Source organism: Streptomyces sp. NPDC002144, assembly GCF_053593695.1.
On record NZ_JBSFDB010000046.1, the window covers coordinates 16436 to 30946 of the forward strand.

Consider the following 14511-nt stretch of genomic DNA (forward strand, 5'->3'; position numbering starts at 1 on the left):
CCGGGGTAACGCGACGTGTGGTTCAGCGGTGACGCTATCGCGCTCTCAACTTTCCTGTCCCCAGGACCCCGACCTCTTGCCGTCACTCACAGTAAAACTGTGGACACGCTCCGTGTCTAGGGGTCTGCGGCTCCCAATGGGAAGAAGGCGCGCCGGGTTGACGTACCCAGACGTCAGACGGTCGAACCGTCCTGGAACCCTGGCGTCCAGGGTCACACAAGTACGTGGTCGACGAAGCACCAACGCCAGTTCTCGCCGGGCTCGAACGTGCGCATGATCGGGTGGCCGGAGTCCTTGTGGTGCTCCGTCGCGTGCCGGTTCGGCGACGAGTCGCAGCAGCCGACGTGGCCGCAGGTGAGGCACAGCCGCAGCTGCACCGGGTGCGTGCCGTCGCGCAGACACTCCAGGCACGTCTCGCTGAGCGGACCGGGTTCCGGGAGCGGCAGCGCTTCGGCGTGCGTGCACTGTTTCATGATTGCCAGATTACGACGCCCGCGCGGAGGGCCGCGCGGAAAAACGAGGGTGGGCGAGGACGATGGACGTGATGCCACTGCTGTTGCTGGTGGCGGGCAGCACCGCGGTCGCCGCGGCCGCGCGCCGCACTCCGGTGCCGGCGCCGCTGTGGCTGGTGGCGGTGGGGCTGGTGGTGTCGTACGTGCCGGGGGTGCCCGACTACACGCTCGATCCGGACATCGTGCTCCCGCTGGTGCTGCCGCCGCTGCTGCACAAGGAGGCGGTCGAGAGCTCGTACCTCGACCTGCGGAAGAACGTGCGGCCGGTGGCGCTGCTGTCGGTGGGGTACGTGCTGTTCGCCACGTTCGTCGTCGGCTGGGTCACCTATCTCGTCGTACCGGGGCTGCCGCTGCCCGCGGCGCTGGTGCTGGGGGCGGTCGTGGCGCCGACGGACGCGGTCGCGGCGGCCGCGGTCGCCCGGCGGGTCGGGCTGCCCTCCCGGATCACCACGATCCTGCAGGGCGAGTCCCTGCTGAACGACGCGACCGCGATCACCGCCTACCGGGTGGCCGTCGCGGCCGCCGTCGGCGAGGGCGCGTCCTGGATCGGCGGCATCGGCGAGTTCCTGCTGGCCGCGGTCGGCGGTGTGGTGGTCGGACTGGTGCTGATGGCACCGATCCACTGGCTGCGCACGCATGTGAAGGAGGCGCTGCTGCAGAACACCATGTCGCTGCTGATCCCCTTCGTCGCCTACGCCGTCGCCGAGGCGGTGCACGCCTCCGGTGTGCTCGCGGTCGTGGTCGTCGCCCTCTACATCGGGCACCGCGCGTGGGAGGTCGACTTCGCCACCCGGCTCCAGGAGGAGGCGGTGTGGAAGATGGTCGCGTTCGTGCTCGAGTCGGCGGTCTTCGCGCTCATCGGGCTGCAGCTGCCGGTCGTGCTCAAGGGCCTCGGGGACTACCGGGGCGTCGACGCCGCCTGGTACGCGCTCGCCGTCTTCCTGGTGGTCGTCCTGGCCCGGTTCGTCTGGGTGTATCCGGGGACCTTCGTGCCGCGCATGCTGTCCTCGCGGATCAGGGAACGCGAGGACAACCCCACCTGGAGAGGCCCGATCGTCACCTCGTGGGCCGCGATGCGCGGTGTCGTCTCACTGGCCATCGCCTTCTCGATCCCGCTCACCGTGCACGACGGCGGCCCCTTCCCGCAGCGCAACCTGATCCTCTTCCTGACCTTCACGACGGTCATCGGGACCCTGGTGGTGCAGGGCCTCACCCTGGCCCCGCTGATCCGCCTGGTGCGGTTCCCCGCCAAGGACGCGCAGGCCGAGACCCTCGCCGAGGCCAACGCGCAGGCGCAGGCCTCCCGGGTCGCCGAGCAGCGCCTGGACGAACTGCTCACCGACGAGCGCAACACCCTCCCGCCGCCCCTCGCCGACCGCCTCCGCCAGGTCCTGGAGCGCCGCCGCAACGCCGTCTGGGAGCGCCTGGGCCAGACCAACCCGGTCACCGGCGAGTCCGTCGACGACACCTACCGCCGCCTGTCGCGGGAGATGATCGGTGCCGAGCGCGCGATGTTCGTACGGCTGCGCGACGGCCGCTACATCGACGACGAGATGCTGCGCACACTGCTGCGGCGCCTGGACCTGGAGGAGGCGGCGGCCTATCGGGAGACGGCGTAGACGGACGCTACGGGAGGGGCCGCCCGGTGATCACGGCCGCGATCGTCGTCCCGCGCGGGAACGCCCCCTCCTCCGCCAGGACGACAAGTCCATGGAGCAACTTGGCGACATACAGGCGCTCCACCGCCACGTCGTGTCGTTCCTCGAAGTCCTCGGCGAAGGCGTCGAGTTCGGTGGGCACGCGCGCGTAGCCGCCGAAGTGGAAGCGTTCGTCCAGGGTCCAGTCGCCGCGGGGGCCGCCGAAGGACCGCTGCTGGAGGGCTCTTATGCCGGCGGTGAGGAAGCCGCCTTTGAGGACGGGTATGCCGAGGGCGCGTTGGGTGGGGGACAGGCCTGCGGCCAGGCCCGCCAGGGTGCCGCCGGTGCCGCAGGCCAGGGCGACCACGTCCGCCTGCCCGCGCAGCTCCTCGCCCAGGGCCCGGCAGCCGCGCACCGCCTCCGCGTTGCTGCCGCCCTCCGGGACCACGTACGCGTCCTCCGCGCCCGCCGCGCGCAGCACGCGCGCGAGGACGTCCGGTTCGGTCTTGCGGCGGTACGTCGACCGGTCGACGAAGTGCAGCCGCATGCCGTCGGCCGCGCACCGGGCGAGCGAGGCGTTGAGGGGACGGGTGGCCAGTTCCTGCCCGCGGACCACGCCGACGGTGGGCAGCCCGAGGAGCCGCCCGGCCGCCGCCGTGGCCCGCAGGTGGTTGGAGTAGGCCCCGCCGAAGGTGACGAGCGGCCGTCCGCCGCAGGCCTCGATGTTCGGCACGAGCTTGCGCCACTTGTTGCCGATCAGCTCCGGGTGGATCAGGTCGTCCCGCTTGAGGAGAAGACGCAGGCCACGGCGGTCGAAACGGGGGTCCGACAGTTCCTGCAGGGGGGAGGGGAGGCGTGGTCGCAGGGTGTCGAGGCCGGTCACGGCTCCATTGTGACCCGGTGCGTCACTTCAGGCGGTCCCGGATGCGCTCGCGCAGCCACGCCATCGTGAAGCCGCGCGGGTCCACCTTGCCCGGCTGCCACTCCAGGTGGCCGATCACCGAGCGTTCCGTCCAGCCGTGGTGCCGGCACACCGCTGCCGCCGCCTTCTCCACGGCCTCCAGCTGGGCCCGGGGCCAGGGATCGTGCCCGTCGCCGAGGTTCTCGCACTCGAAGCCGTAGAAGTGGCGGTTGCCGTCGGTGTTCGCCTCGTTGTCGGGCGGCAGCGCCTTCTCGGCGATCACCGCGCGCAGCACGTCGTCGTCGCCCAGTCCCGCGTGGTTGGCGCGGCCGTAACCGACGAGGTGGACCGTGCCGTCCTTGGTGATGACCCCGTGGCAGAGGGGGCCGGGCAGGCCGGCGTAGCCGTCGCGGCACAGCTCGACCGTGCGCTCGCTGCCGCTGGTGGCCGTGTGGTGGATCACCACCCCGTGCACCGGGCCCCACGGACCCTTGTGATTGCGGTTGTGATGTTCCCAGTCGTCGACCTCGACGACGGTGAGGCCCTCCGCCAGGAGCCCCGCCCGAAAAGCGCCCGCGGACATGGGTGAGGCCATGACCGCCTCCTTCGTACGTGCCGTGCCGACGACCGCCCGACGCGACCGCCTGTGCCAGGGCCTCTTACCTAAAGTGAGTGCGTGATTACGCATCGTGCTCGTCGCCGCCGAACGAATCCGGCCATTCCGCGCGCCGGGCGGGCTGCTGACGAAAGCCTCCTTTGTGCCCACCGATCCGAAGATCCAACCCCGCTCTTTCGTGTAATAGCACCGCCACACTCCGTGATGGAAGGCTGGCCGTGCAGATCGCAATGCGGCGGCTCCGACCGTGCCGCCGCATGACCGGGAGGGCAATTCTCATATGTCGGTAGGCGAAGAGGTCCGTTCGGAACAGGGCAAGCCGCAGCAGAGTCTCGCCACGGCCGCCGCGCGGAACCTGGCCACCACGACCAAGTCCGCGCCCCAGATGCAGGAGATCAGCTCCCGCTGGCTGCTGCGCATGCTCCCCTGGGTCAACGTCCAGGGCGGCACGTACCGGGTGAACCGGCGCCTGACGTACGCGGTGGGGGACGGCCGCATCACGTTCGTGAAGACCGGCGACCGGGTGGAGGTCATCCCGGCGGAGCTGGGCGAACTGCCCGCGCTGCGTGACTACGAGGACGACGAGGTCCTCTCGGAGCTGGCCCAGCGCTGCCGGCAGCAGGAGTTCGCGCCGGGCTCGGTGATCGCCTCCTTCGGCGGCGCGGCCGACGAGGTCCATCTGCTGGCGCACGGCAGGGTGGAGAAGGTGGGCACGGGCCCCTACGGCGACGACGCGGTCCTCGGTGTGCTCGCCGACGGCGCCTACTTCGGCGACGCGGCACTGCTCAGCCCGGACGCCATCTGGGAGTGCACGGTCCGCACGGCCACCGCGTGCACGGTGCTGACCCTCTCCCGGCAGGACGTCGAACAGGTCGCGGAGCGCTCCGACTCCCTGCGCGAGCACCTCCAGCACGTGCGCTCGATCCCCGAGCAGCACACCAACAAGTACGGCGAGAAGGCCGTCGACCTCGCCGCCGGCCACAGCGGCGAACCGGACATCCCGCACACCTTCGTCGACTACGAGGCGAGGCCCCGCGAGTACGAACTGAGCATCGCCCAGACCGTGCTGCGCATCCACTCGCGCGTCGCCGACCTCTACAACCAGCCGATGAACCAGACCGAGCAGCAACTGCGGCTCACCGTCGAGGCGTTGAAGGAGCGCCAGGAGCACGAGCTGATCAACAACCGCGAGTTCGGCCTGCTGCACAACTGCGAGTACGACCAGCGGCTCCAGCCGCACGACGGTGTGCCCAGCCCCGACGACCTGGACGAGCTGCTCAGCCGGCGGCGCGGCACCAAGCTGCTGCTCGCCCACCCGCGCGCGATCTCCGCGATCGGCCGCGAGCTGAACAAGCGCGGGCTCGTCCCCGAGACCATCGAGGTGGCCGGCAACCGCATCCCGACCTGGCGGGGCGTGCCGATCTACCCCTGCAACAAGATCCCGGTCACCGAGGCCCGTACGTCCTCGATCATCGCCATGCGCACCGGCGAGGCCGAGCAGGGCGTGATCGGGCTGCAGCAGGCGGGCATCCCGGACGAGATCGAGCCGAGCCTGTCCGTCCGGTTCATGGGCATCAACGAACAGGCGATCATCAAGTACCTCGTCACGGCGTACTACTCGGCCGCGGTCCTGGTGCCGGACGCGCTCGGGGTCCTGGAGAACATCGAGATCGGCCGCTGGAGGTGACGTTTCTCCACCCGGGAGCCGTGTCCCCGCAGCCCGGCCGGGGTAGATCCCGGTCGTACGCGACCGGCCCGAGCGGAAGCGCCACCGTCCGCGGACTGACCGAGGGGGACCCCATGGCCGAGTTCCTGACGAAGGCGAGGCGGCACCCCGCCCGGCGGAGGGAGGGCCGCGAGGGCGGGGGAGGGTTCGACGGGGCCGAGGCGACGGCGATCCTGGAGCGCGCCCGGGCGGCCGTCGACCCCGCCCTGCGCGGCGCCGTCGACTCCCTGCCGGGCTCCCTGCGGCGGATCGCGCTCTACCACTTCGGCTGGGAGCACGCCGACGGGACACCGGCGGCGGGCAACGCGGGCAAGGCGATACGCCCCGCCCTCGTGCTCACGGCGGCCGCCGCGCTCGGCGGAGGGGGGTCGGACACGGCGGCGGTGCGGGCGGCCGCGGCGGTGGAACTGGTGCACAACTTCACGCTGCTGCACGACGACGTGATGGACCGCGACACCACCCGCCGTCACCGGCCCACCGCCTGGACCGTGTTCGGCGACGCCGACGCGATCCTCGCCGGTGACGCCCTGCAGGCGCTGGCCCTCGGGCTGCTCGCCGAGGACCCGCACCCGGCATCCGGGGCGGCCGCGGCCCGGCTCGCGGCCTGTGTCGTTCAGCTGTGCGCCGGGCAGCACGCGGACACGGCGATGGAGCGGCGCCACCCCGGCGAGGTCACCCTGGAGGAGGTGCTGACCATGGCCGAGGCCAAGACGGGCGCGCTGCTGGGGTGCGCCTGCGCACTGGGCGCGCTGTACGCCGGGGCGGCACAGGAGGACGTCGAGGCGATGGACGCGTTCGGCCGGCAGGCCGGGCTCGCCTTCCAGCTCATCGACGACGTGATCGGCATATGGGGCGACCCGAGCCGTACCGGCAAGCCGGCCGGCGCCGATCTCGCCGCCCGCAAGAAGTCCCTCCCGGTGGTCGCCGCGCTCACCGCGGGCACCCCGGCGGCGGCCGAACTGGCCGGGCTGTACGAGGCGCCGTACGAGAAGGAGGACCTGGAGCGGACCGTGCTCGCCGTCGAGCGGGCCGGTGGCCGGGACTGGGCGCAGGTCCAGGCGGCCGACCGGATGGCCCGCGCGGTGCAGGAACTGTCCCGCGCGATCCCCGATCCGGACGCGGCGGGCGGACTGCTCGCGCTGGCGGAGTTCGTGACCCGGCGCAGCAGCTGAACCCGGCGCCCACCCAGGCCCCGGAGCCCACCGGGGCGACCGCGCGGCTCCTGACCCCGCGCGGCCGCCGAGGCTCCGGCGGAGGCGGGTCCCGCACATCCCCACGGTGTGCGGGCCCCGCCGCTTCGTACGTTCCGGATAGGCTCAACCCCCGTACGTTCGAGGTCGGTTGAGGCGAGGGGACGGCACATGGGTGTGGTGATCCGGGCGGCGGGCGCGGACGATCGTGAGACGGTCGTACGGCTGCTGGACGAGGCGTTCCAGGACGATCCGGTCAGCAACTGGGTCTTCCCCGGCGCGGAGCACCGCCGTGCGCGGCACCCCGGGCTGATGGCCGCCTTCACCGATCTGGTCCTCGCCGAGGGCCGCGTCGACCTCACCGAGGACGCCGCCGCCTGCGCGCTCTGGCTGTCGATGCCCGCCGATCCGCACGCCGACGACTCCGACGAGGACGGCCCCGCCCAACTCCGTGCCGCCGTCGACCCGGACAACCAGCGCGTCGAGCTGATCGGCCGGCTCACCCAGGACATCCACCCCACGGGCCGCGCCCACGAATATCTGTGGATGATCGGCGTCACCCCGAAGCGGCAGGGCGAGGGCCTCGGCTCGGCCCTGATCCAGCACGTCCTCGACCGCTGCGACCGCGAGGGCCTGCCCGCCTACCTGGAGGCCAGCAGCGACCGCAGCCGTGCCCTGTACGAACGCCTCGGCTTCGAACCCGCAGGCGAACCCCTCGCCCTCCCCGACGGCCCCCACATGTGGCCGATGTGGCGCGAACCCCGTCCCGCCTGAGCCCGGGCACGAACACCGGTCCGCCCGGGTCCGTACCTGCGCGCGCAAGCGGTGAGCGGCCTAATCTGAGGGCATGGACGGCTCGGAACACGTCTGTCCCCGGTGCGGGCAGCCTGTGGAGACGGTGGTCAGGCGCCACAAGACACTCGGCGCCTGGGTCCCGGTCTGGGGACCGGGCCCGTGCCGCAATGCCGAGTGCGAGGCGTACGTTCCCCGGAGCGGCGAGCGGGACGGGGAGCGGGAGCGGCCGCCTGCAGAGGAGTCCTGAAGACCGCGTACAGGCTATGCACCGACCGGACAGGGAAACCCGTAAAAAATCATCCGGCCCCGTGTCGAGAAGTCCGGCCCGGCTCCGACGTCCCCCGTGAGAGCCGCCCCCCACGGGCGGCCCGAGCCGAAGGAGCCAAGTCATGAAGTACCTGGTCATGGTGCAGTGCACGCAGGCGGACTACGAGGGCATGCGCGGCAAGGCCAACGCCACCTCCCCGGCCTGGAGCCAGGAGGACGTCCAGGCGATGTACGCCTTCATGGGCGCCCTCAACGACGACCTCGCCGAGACCGGCGAGCTGATCGACGGACAGGGTCTGGTCGAGCCGGCGAGGACCCGGCTGGTCGGCCCGGGCGACGACGGGAAGCCGGTGATCACGGACGGGCCCTACGGCGAGACCAAGGAGCTGCTGGCCGGCTACTGGGTCCTCGACTGCGCGAGCCTGGAGCGGGTCACCGAGATCGCCGAGCGCGTCCTCGAGTGCCCCCAGCCCGCCGGGGCCCGCAGGTACCCCGTGGTGATCCGGCCCATCGACAGCGGTTCCGCGGACGTCTGAGCCGCCGTGCGTCCCACCGCCGAGACCGAGGACCTGCTGCGGCTGCACGCGCCGCAGGTCCTCGGCGCGCTGGTCAGACGGTACGGCCACTTCGCCGCCGCCGAGGACGCCGTACAGGAGGCGCTGCTCGCCGCGGCCGGGCAGTGGCCTTCGGCGGGGATTCCGGACAACCCGCGCGGCTGGCTCATCAAGGTGGCATCGCGGCGGCTGACGGACGCCCTGCGCTCGGAGGAGGCGCGGCGGGCACGGGAGGAACGGGCGGCGGCGCTGACCGCGCCCCTGGCGACCGGCCCGGACCGCGCGCCCCGAGAGGACGACACCCTCAGCCTGCTCTTCCTGTGCTGCCACCCGGACCTGACCCCGCCCGCCCAGATCGCGCTCACCCTGCGCGCGGTCGGCGGCCTCACGACGGCGGAGATCGCCCGCGCGTATCTCGTGCCGGAGGCGACCATGGCCCAGCGGATCAGCCGGGCCAAGCAGAAGGTGCGGGGCGTGCGGTTCGGGCGGCCGGAGAACTGGGCGAAGCGGCTGCCCGCCGTGCTGCACACCCTGTACCTGATCTTCAACGAGGGCTACACCGCCACGTCCGGCACCAGCCTGCAGCGCCGAGACCTGGCCGGCGAGGCGATCCGGCTGACCCGCACCGTCCACCGGCTCCTGCCCGACGACGGCGAGGTGGCCGGCCTGCTGGCGCTGATGCTGCTCACCGACGCCCGCCGCGACGCCCGTACCGGACCGCACGGCGAGCTGATCCCGCTCGACGAGCAGGACCGCGACCGCTGGGACAAGGCGGCGATCGAGGAGGGCGTGGCGCTGGTGACGCGGGCGCTTTCCCGGGGACCGGCGGGCCCCTACGAGCTCCGGGCCGCCATCGCCGCCGTGCACGACGAGGCGCCGTCCGCGCGGGCCACCGACTGGCGGGAGATCCTCGGGCTGTACGAGGTGCTGGTCCGCCAGGTTCCGGGCCCCGTCGAACGCCTCAACCGCGCCGTCGCCCTCGCGATGGTCGACGGGCCCGAGGCGGGCCTCGCGGAACTCGCCCTGCTGGAGCCGGGGTTGGGCCACCGCCTGGACGCCGTGCGCGGGCACCTCCTGGAGCGGGCCGGCGCGTACGACGGGGCCCGGGCCGCCTACGAATCGGCCGCCGCGGCCACCCTGAGCCTTCCCGAGCAGCGTTATCTGCAGGGGCGGGCCGCACGGCTGAGGCCGTAGCGTGATCCCCATGACCGACCACATCCTGCACCTCACCGAACGCTCCCTGTGGGAAGCCGCCCGCGCCAAGGGCACGTACGAGATCTCGACGCGCGGCCGGACCCTTCAGGAGGAGGGCTTCATCCACTTCTCCACGCGCGCCCAACTCCCGGGCACCGCCCGCTTCTACGACGGTCTGGACGACCTGGTGGTCCTGGTCGTGGACCCGGAGCGGCTCGGCATACCCGTGACGTACGAGGCCCCCGAGCCCGGCGGCGAGGAGTTCCCGCACGTGTACGGACCGCTCCCGGTGGACGCCGTGGTGGCCGTGGAGCCGTGGACGTGAGCGGCTTAGCACGGCGGAGAGTGTGGCGCTGGGCCGTGGCGTTGTGGCTGGGCGCGGTCGTCGTCGGGGGCGGCCTCACGCTGTGGCTGCGGGAGTCCGAGGAACCCGCGCCGTCGGCGGGGTGGGAGCGGAGCAGCCCGACACCGTCGCTTCCGGAGGGATGGCGCAGCCAGTGCCCGACCCCCACACCCGACGCCGAGGGCCACGCGGCCGTCCTGTGCTTCATCCGCACGCGCTAGGACACGGCCGGCAGTCCGCCCGTCTCCGGATCGCGGCCCGTCAGGCAGTACACCCCGCCCGCCGGGTCGCGCATCACCGTCCAGCCGGAGCCGTGCGCGACGAACGCCGCGCCCAGACGCTCGTGTTCGGCGCGCGCCGCATCGATGTCGGCGCAGGCCAGGTCCAGGTGGGCGGTGGTCGGGCGTTCCTCGCCGAGCCGCTGGAGGAGGATCCGGACCGGCAGGCCGGGCGGCGGCTTGACCACGTGGAACTCGGGGCGTGAGCCGGGTACGGACTCCCAGTCCGCCAACAGGGCGCTCCAGAAGGCGACTTCGGCGTCGTACGCGGACGGCGCGAGGTCCACGCACACCTGATCGAGGCGGCTGCCGCGCACGACCGGCGGACGGATCGACTCACCGCTCCAGGGCATGGTGCAGAACAACTGCCCGGCGGGCGAGCGCAGTACGGACCAGGTGCCGTGATCGGCGACCAACTCCGCCCCCAGCCGCAGCGCCGCGCCCATGAAGTCCCGTACATCCTCCACGGGGAAGTCCAGATGGGCGCCGCCCGGCCCCGAGGCGACCGCCTGCGCCTTCACGCAGGGGTCGGCCCCGTCGGGCAGGAGGGTGGTGAACTCCTTGTCGTCACCCCGGAGTTCCGACAGCCGTGTACCCGTGACGGCCGTCCAGAAGGCGCATGCGGGGGCGAAGGCCCCGGCCGGGCGGTCGATGAAGGCGTACGTCCACCGGACCCGTCCGCTCACCCCTTGCGCTCCATGAACCGCAGCATATTGCCCGCCGGGTCCCGGAACGCGCAGTCGCGCACCCCGTACGGCATGTCCATCGGTTCCTGGATCACCTCGGCACCGGATTCCTGGACACGGGCGAAGAGCGCGTCGCAGTCCTCGGTGGTGAAGTTGACCCCGCGCAGCACGCCCTTGGCCAGCAGCTGCTCCATCGCGTCCCGGTCGGCGGGGGAGAGGTCGGGGTTCGCCGCCGGCGGCTCCAGCACGATCGACACGTCCGGCTGCAGCGGCGACCCGACGGTCACCCAGCGCATGCCCTCGTACTTGACGTCGTTGCGGACCTCCAGGCCCAGGACGTCGCAGTAGAACTCCATCGCCTTGTCGTGATCGTCGACCGCGATGAAACAGGTGTTGAGTTTGAGGTCCATGCTTCCAACCTAAGGTCAGTACGGCCCATATGTCCTGGTCGGGCGGGTGTACACGCGTGCGACACACGGTGGGATCTCCGCGCTCTCCTCGTGCGAGCGGGCCCGGTAGGCGCTCGGCGACTCGCCCACCAGCTCCGTGAAACGGGAGCTGAAGGAGCCGAGGGAGGTGCAGCCGACCGCGAAGCAGACCTCCGTGACCGTGAGGTCGCCCCGGCGCAGCAGGGTCTTGGCGCGTTCGACCCGGCGGGTCATGAGGTAGCTGTAGGGGGTCTCGCCGTAGGCCTCGCGGAACAGCCGCTGGAAGTGGCCGGGCGACATCAGGGCGGTGCGGGCGAGGGCGGGCACGTCGAGGGGTTCGGCGTACTCGCGGTCCATGCGGTCGCGGGCCTTGCGCAGACGTACCAGGTCCTCACGGTTCACCACGTCAGCATCGCACGATCCTCACCGGTCGGGCGCCTGTACCTGGAGCGCGCTTTGCCTTGAGTTCGTCTGCTGTACGAAAGCCCTTGCTCCCATGGAGACATGGACCACATCACGTTCCTCGTGGCGGTCGTCATCGTCACGGCCCTGGCCTTCGACTTCACCAACGGATTCCACGACACCGCGAACGCGATGGCCACCTCCATCGCGACCGGCGCGCTCAAGCCGAAAGTGGCGGTGCTGGTGAGCGGGGTCCTCAACATCGTGGGAGCCTTCCTGTCCACGGAGGTCGCCAAGACGATCTCCGGCGGCATCGTCGACGACAGCCTCGTCAGTCCCGGGATGATCTTCGCGGGGCTGGTCGGGGCGATCCTGTGGAACCTGCTGACCTGGCTGGTGGGGTTGCCCTCCAGCTCCTCGCACGCCCTGTTCGGCGGGCTGATCGGGGCCGTGTGGGTCGGCGCCGGCTCCCACGGCGTGCACTTCGACAAGGTTGTCGAGAAGATCCTCATCCCGGCCGTCGCCTCGCCGGTCGTGGCGGGCGTCGCCGCCCTGATCGCCACCTACCTCGCCTACAAGCTCACCGCCCGCGGCCGCAAGGACTCCGTGACCAAGGGCTTCCGGCTCGGCCAGATCGCCTCCGCCTCCCTCGTCTCCCTCGCGCACGGCACCAACGACGCGCAGAAGACGATGGGCGTCATCACCCTGACCCTGATCTCCGCCGGCGCCCTCGGCCACGACGCCGGCCCGCCGGTGTGGGTGATCGCCTCGGCCGGTCTCGCCATCGGCCTCGGCACCTACATCGGCGGCTGGCGGATCATCCGCACCATGGGCAAGGGCCTGACGGAGATCCAGTCCCCGCAGGGCTTCGCCGCCGAGACGGCCTCCACGACCGTCATCCTCACCTCCGCCCACCTCGGCTTCGCCCTGTCCACCACGCAGGTGGCCTCCGGCAGCATCCTCGGCGCCGGTCTGGGCAGGCGGCTGGCGGAGGTGCGTTGGGGCGTCGCCGGCCGCATGGTGGCCGCATGGCTGATCACGCTGCCTGCCGCCGCCCTCGTCGGCGGTCTCTCGGCGAGCGCCGTCAAGCACGGCGGCAACTTCGGCACGGTCGTCGTCGCGCTGGTCGGTGCCGCGCTCGCCGGCGGGATCGTCCTGCTCTCGCGCCGCAACCCGGTGCACGCGAACAACGTCAACGACCACCACGAGGTGGCCATCCGCACCGAGCCGCCGGCCACCGTCGGCACGGCCGCCTGAGGCAGGGAGAGCTTCGATGGACCTGGACTGGAACGCGCTCGGCAAGGTGACCGGGGTGAGCATCGGTGTCACCGTCGCCGTGGTCGTCGTCTTCGCCCTCGGTGTGCTCGGCCTCGCCCGCCACGAGGGCGCCCGCGAGGAGGGCGGCGGCACGTCGGCCGTCGGCATGGCCCAGGCCGGGCTGTGCTTCCTCGCCTGCGCGGCCGTGGTGGTCTACGGCATCTATCTGATCGTGCCGCAGTTCCACTGAGCCGCCGAGAACACCACCGGACGCCGAGGAGGACCGGATGACCACCCCGCCCCTGCTGGCCGAACAGGCCGACCTGAAGGTCGACTACACCGACCCCGACGACCCCGTGCTGATCCGCCCGGACGGCTCGCCCATCGACACCTGGCGGGAGAACTACCCGTACGCACAGCGCATGGAGCGCAAGGAGTACGAGTGGCACAAGCGGCTGCAGCAGATCGAACTGCTGAAGCTGCAGAGCTGGGTCAAGGAGACCGGCCGCCGGCTCGTCATCGTCTTCGAGGGACGGGACGCGGCCGGCAAGGGCGGCACGATCAAACGGTTCACCGAGCATCTCAACCCGCGTGGGGCGAGGGTGGTGGCACTGGAGAAGCCCACGGAGCGCGAGAGCGGCCAGTGGTACTTCCAGCGCTACGTCGAACACCTGCCCACGGCCGGGGAGATCGTCCTCTTCGACCGGTCCTGGTACAACCGGGCCGGTGTGGAACGGGTGATGGGCTTCTGCTCGGACGACGACTACCGGCGCTTCATGCGCCAGGCCCCCTTGTTCGAGCGGATGCTGGTGGACGACGGCATCGACCTGGTGAAGTTCTGGTTCTCCGTCTCGCAGAGCGAGCAGCGCACCCGCTTCACGATCCGTCAGGTCGACCCCGTACGGCAGTGGAAGCTCAGCCCCATGGACCTGGCGTCCCTGGACCGCTGGGACGACTACACCGCGGCGAAGGTCGCCATGTTCCGGGAGACGGACACCGAACACGCGCCCTGGACCGTGGTGAAGAGCAACGACAAGAAGCGCGCCCGGGTCGAGGCGATGCGCAGCGTGCTGGCCCGCTTCGACTACTCCGACAAGGACGAGGAGGTCGTCGGCAGCCCCGACCCGCGCATCGTGGGCGCGGCGGCGGGCCTGCTGGAGGCGGGCGAGGACGACCACGACCGCTAGCGACGGCGAAGGGGCCCGGCCGGATCTCCGGCCGGGCCCCTTCGGGGTGCCCGTGGGCCTGCGATGGTGCACCGATCGCCGGCCCTGGCGAACAGGCCCTGGGTCAGGCCTTCTTGGTCTCCCAGAAGATCTTGTCGATCTGGGCGATGTAGTCGAGGGCCTTCTGGCCGGTGGCCGGGTCGGTGGACGCCTTGGCGGCCGACAGGGCCTTCAGGGTGTCGTTGACCAGCTGGTGCAGCTCCGGGTACTTCTCGAAGTGCGGGGGCTTGAAGTAGTCGCTCCAGAGCACCGAGACGTGGTGCTTCGCGAGCTCGGCACGCTGCTCCTTGATGACGGTGGCACGCGCCTGGAAGTGCGGGTCGTCGTTGCCGGCCATCTTTTCCTGGACGGCCTTCACGGACTCCGCCTCGATGCGGGCCTGGGCCGGGTCGTACACACCGCAGGGCAGGTCGCAGTGCGCGCTGACCTTGACCTTGGGGGCAAACAGGCGGGAAAGCATGAAGCGTTCCTTCCTCGTGATCGTCTTCTCAGGTGCGAC

18 protein-coding genes are annotated in these 14511 nt (G+C 71.5%); 11 read left to right on the forward strand and 7 right to left on the reverse strand.

Translation table 11 applies throughout. The features are described from left to right. Positions 1–212: 212 nt before the first annotated feature. Positions 213–473, reverse strand: coding sequence for a UBP-type zinc finger domain-containing protein (locus ACWCQ1_RS41475; protein WP_133044572.1), 261 nt, complete (start codon positions 471–473; stop codon positions 213–215). A gap of 62 nt (positions 474–535) precedes the next feature. Between ACWCQ1_RS41475 and ACWCQ1_RS41480 the strand changes: the two genes are divergently transcribed. Further along, on the forward strand, positions 536–2131 hold the full coding sequence (locus tag ACWCQ1_RS41480) for a Na+/H+ antiporter (RefSeq protein ID WP_208780968.1): 1596 nt from the start codon (positions 536–538) through the stop codon (positions 2129–2131). A 7-nt stretch (positions 2132–2138) separates the two neighbouring features. On the opposite strand, the gene ACWCQ1_RS41485 is transcribed toward ACWCQ1_RS41480, so the two are convergent. Together ACWCQ1_RS41485 and ACWCQ1_RS41490 are read right to left on the reverse strand one after the other, a co-directional pair. After that, on the reverse strand, positions 2139–3032 hold the full coding sequence (locus ACWCQ1_RS41485; RefSeq protein WP_451028792.1) for a 1-aminocyclopropane-1-carboxylate deaminase/D-cysteine desulfhydrase: 894 nt from the start codon (positions 3030–3032) through the stop codon (positions 2139–2141). A gap of 22 nt (positions 3033–3054) precedes the next feature. After that, complete coding sequence (locus tag ACWCQ1_RS41490) at positions 3055–3645, reverse strand: N-acetylmuramoyl-L-alanine amidase (protein WP_451028793.1); 591 nt, start codon at positions 3643–3645, stop codon at positions 3055–3057. 301 nt (positions 3646–3946) lie between these two features. On the opposite strand from ACWCQ1_RS41490, the gene ACWCQ1_RS41495 reads away from it, so the two are divergent. From ACWCQ1_RS41495 to ACWCQ1_RS41525, 7 genes are all read left to right on the forward strand, one after another. Beyond that, on the forward strand, positions 3947–5353 hold the full coding sequence (locus tag ACWCQ1_RS41495) for a family 2B encapsulin nanocompartment shell protein (RefSeq protein ID WP_358594053.1): 1407 nt from the start codon (positions 3947–3949) through the stop codon (positions 5351–5353). 113 nt (positions 5354–5466) lie between these two features. Then, positions 5467–6564, forward strand: coding sequence for a family 2 encapsulin nanocompartment cargo protein polyprenyl transferase (locus ACWCQ1_RS41500; protein WP_358594051.1), 1098 nt, complete (start codon positions 5467–5469; stop codon positions 6562–6564). Positions 6565–6753: 189 nt separating this feature from the next. Beyond that, positions 6754–7356 (forward strand): GNAT family N-acetyltransferase, encoded by a 603-nt coding sequence (locus tag ACWCQ1_RS41505; RefSeq protein ID WP_133044578.1) that lies wholly within the window; start codon positions 6754–6756, stop codon positions 7354–7356. A 410-nt stretch (positions 7357–7766) separates the two neighbouring features. After that, positions 7767–8180, forward strand: coding sequence for a YciI family protein (locus ACWCQ1_RS41510; RefSeq protein WP_133044580.1), 414 nt, complete (start codon positions 7767–7769; stop codon positions 8178–8180). Between the two features lie 6 nt (positions 8181–8186). Continuing rightward, positions 8187–9392 (forward strand): RNA polymerase sigma factor, encoded by a 1206-nt coding sequence (locus ACWCQ1_RS41515; protein ID WP_358594048.1) that lies wholly within the window; start codon positions 8187–8189, stop codon positions 9390–9392. Positions 9393–9402: 10 nt separating this feature from the next. After that, positions 9403–9717 (forward strand): DUF952 domain-containing protein, encoded by a 315-nt coding sequence (locus tag ACWCQ1_RS41520; protein WP_358594046.1) that lies wholly within the window; start codon positions 9403–9405, stop codon positions 9715–9717. Further along, positions 9714–9956: a hypothetical protein gene (locus ACWCQ1_RS41525; protein WP_308286625.1), complete on the forward strand. Its 243-nt coding sequence runs from the start codon at positions 9714–9716 to the stop codon at positions 9954–9956. The genes ACWCQ1_RS41520 and ACWCQ1_RS41525 overlap by 4 nt, the downstream gene beginning before the upstream one ends. Here the strand turns inward: ACWCQ1_RS41525 and ACWCQ1_RS41530 are convergent. From ACWCQ1_RS41530 to ACWCQ1_RS41540, 3 genes are read right to left on the reverse strand one after another with little or no spacing between them, the layout of a single operon-like run. Further along, positions 9953–10699 carry a VOC family protein gene (locus ACWCQ1_RS41530; protein WP_358594044.1) on the reverse strand — a complete coding sequence of 249 codons (747 nt, stop codon included), beginning with the start codon at positions 10697–10699 and terminating at the stop codon, positions 9953–9955. The genes ACWCQ1_RS41525 and ACWCQ1_RS41530 overlap by 4 nt on opposite strands. Further along, positions 10696–11109 (reverse strand): VOC family protein, encoded by a 414-nt coding sequence (locus ACWCQ1_RS41535; RefSeq protein ID WP_133044583.1) that lies wholly within the window; start codon positions 11107–11109, stop codon positions 10696–10698. The genes ACWCQ1_RS41530 and ACWCQ1_RS41535 overlap by 4 nt, the downstream gene beginning before the upstream one ends. Positions 11110–11124: 15 nt before the next feature. Further along, positions 11125–11529: a helix-turn-helix domain-containing protein gene (locus tag ACWCQ1_RS41540; protein WP_133044584.1), complete on the reverse strand. Its 405-nt coding sequence runs from the start codon at positions 11527–11529 to the stop codon at positions 11125–11127. Positions 11530–11631: 102 nt separating this feature from the next. Between ACWCQ1_RS41540 and ACWCQ1_RS41545 the strand changes: the two genes are divergently transcribed. Genes ACWCQ1_RS41545 through ppk2 form a run of 3 tightly spaced genes read left to right on the forward strand, consistent with a single transcriptional unit; the run spans position 11632 to position 13973 of the window. Then, positions 11632–12786, forward strand: a complete 1155-nt coding sequence (locus ACWCQ1_RS41545) for an inorganic phosphate transporter (RefSeq protein WP_358594042.1) — start codon at positions 11632–11634, stop codon at positions 12784–12786. Between the two features lie 16 nt (positions 12787–12802). After that, on the forward strand, positions 12803–13036 hold the full coding sequence (locus ACWCQ1_RS41550; protein WP_133044586.1) for a hypothetical protein: 234 nt from the start codon (positions 12803–12805) through the stop codon (positions 13034–13036). A 37-nt stretch (positions 13037–13073) separates the two neighbouring features. Further along, positions 13074–13973: a polyphosphate kinase 2 gene (gene ppk2 / locus ACWCQ1_RS41555; protein ID WP_133044587.1), complete on the forward strand. Its 900-nt coding sequence runs from the start codon at positions 13074–13076 to the stop codon at positions 13971–13973. Between the two features lie 103 nt (positions 13974–14076). Here ppk2 and sodN read toward each other — a convergent pair whose 3' ends face one another. After that, positions 14077–14472, reverse strand: coding sequence for a superoxide dismutase, Ni (gene sodN / locus ACWCQ1_RS41560; RefSeq protein ID WP_004983535.1), 396 nt, complete (start codon positions 14470–14472; stop codon positions 14077–14079). Positions 14473–14511 lie beyond the last annotated feature (39 nt).

Coding starts and splice junctions, on each gene's coding strand:
- ACWCQ1_RS41475 (WP_133044572.1), bottom strand. CDS start 473: ATGAAACAGTGCACGCACGCCGAAGCGCTGCCGCTCCCGGAACCCGGT.
- ACWCQ1_RS41480 (WP_208780968.1), top strand. CDS start 536: ATGGACGTGATGCCACTGCTGTTGCTGGTGGCGGGCAGCACCGCGGTC.
- ACWCQ1_RS41490 (WP_451028793.1), bottom strand. CDS start 3,645: ATGGCCTCACCCATGTCCGCGGGCGCTTTTCGGGCGGGGCTCCTGGCG.
- ACWCQ1_RS41495 (WP_358594053.1), top strand. CDS start 3,947: ATGTCGGTAGGCGAAGAGGTCCGTTCGGAACAGGGCAAGCCGCAGCAG.
- ACWCQ1_RS41500 (WP_358594051.1), top strand. CDS start 5,467: ATGGCCGAGTTCCTGACGAAGGCGAGGCGGCACCCCGCCCGGCGGAGG.
- ACWCQ1_RS41505 (WP_133044578.1), top strand. CDS start 6,754: ATGGGTGTGGTGATCCGGGCGGCGGGCGCGGACGATCGTGAGACGGTC.
- ACWCQ1_RS41510 (WP_133044580.1), top strand. CDS start 7,767: ATGAAGTACCTGGTCATGGTGCAGTGCACGCAGGCGGACTACGAGGGC.
- ACWCQ1_RS41520 (WP_358594046.1), top strand. CDS start 9,403: ATGACCGACCACATCCTGCACCTCACCGAACGCTCCCTGTGGGAAGCC.
- ACWCQ1_RS41535 (WP_133044583.1), bottom strand. CDS start 11,109: ATGGACCTCAAACTCAACACCTGTTTCATCGCGGTCGACGATCACGAC.
- ACWCQ1_RS41545 (WP_358594042.1), top strand. CDS start 11,632: ATGGACCACATCACGTTCCTCGTGGCGGTCGTCATCGTCACGGCCCTG.
- ACWCQ1_RS41550 (WP_133044586.1), top strand. CDS start 12,803: ATGGACCTGGACTGGAACGCGCTCGGCAAGGTGACCGGGGTGAGCATC.
- ppk2 (WP_133044587.1), top strand. CDS start 13,074: ATGACCACCCCGCCCCTGCTGGCCGAACAGGCCGACCTGAAGGTCGAC.
- sodN (WP_004983535.1), bottom strand. CDS start 14,472: ATGCTTTCCCGCCTGTTTGCCCCCAAGGTCAAGGTCAGCGCGCACTGC.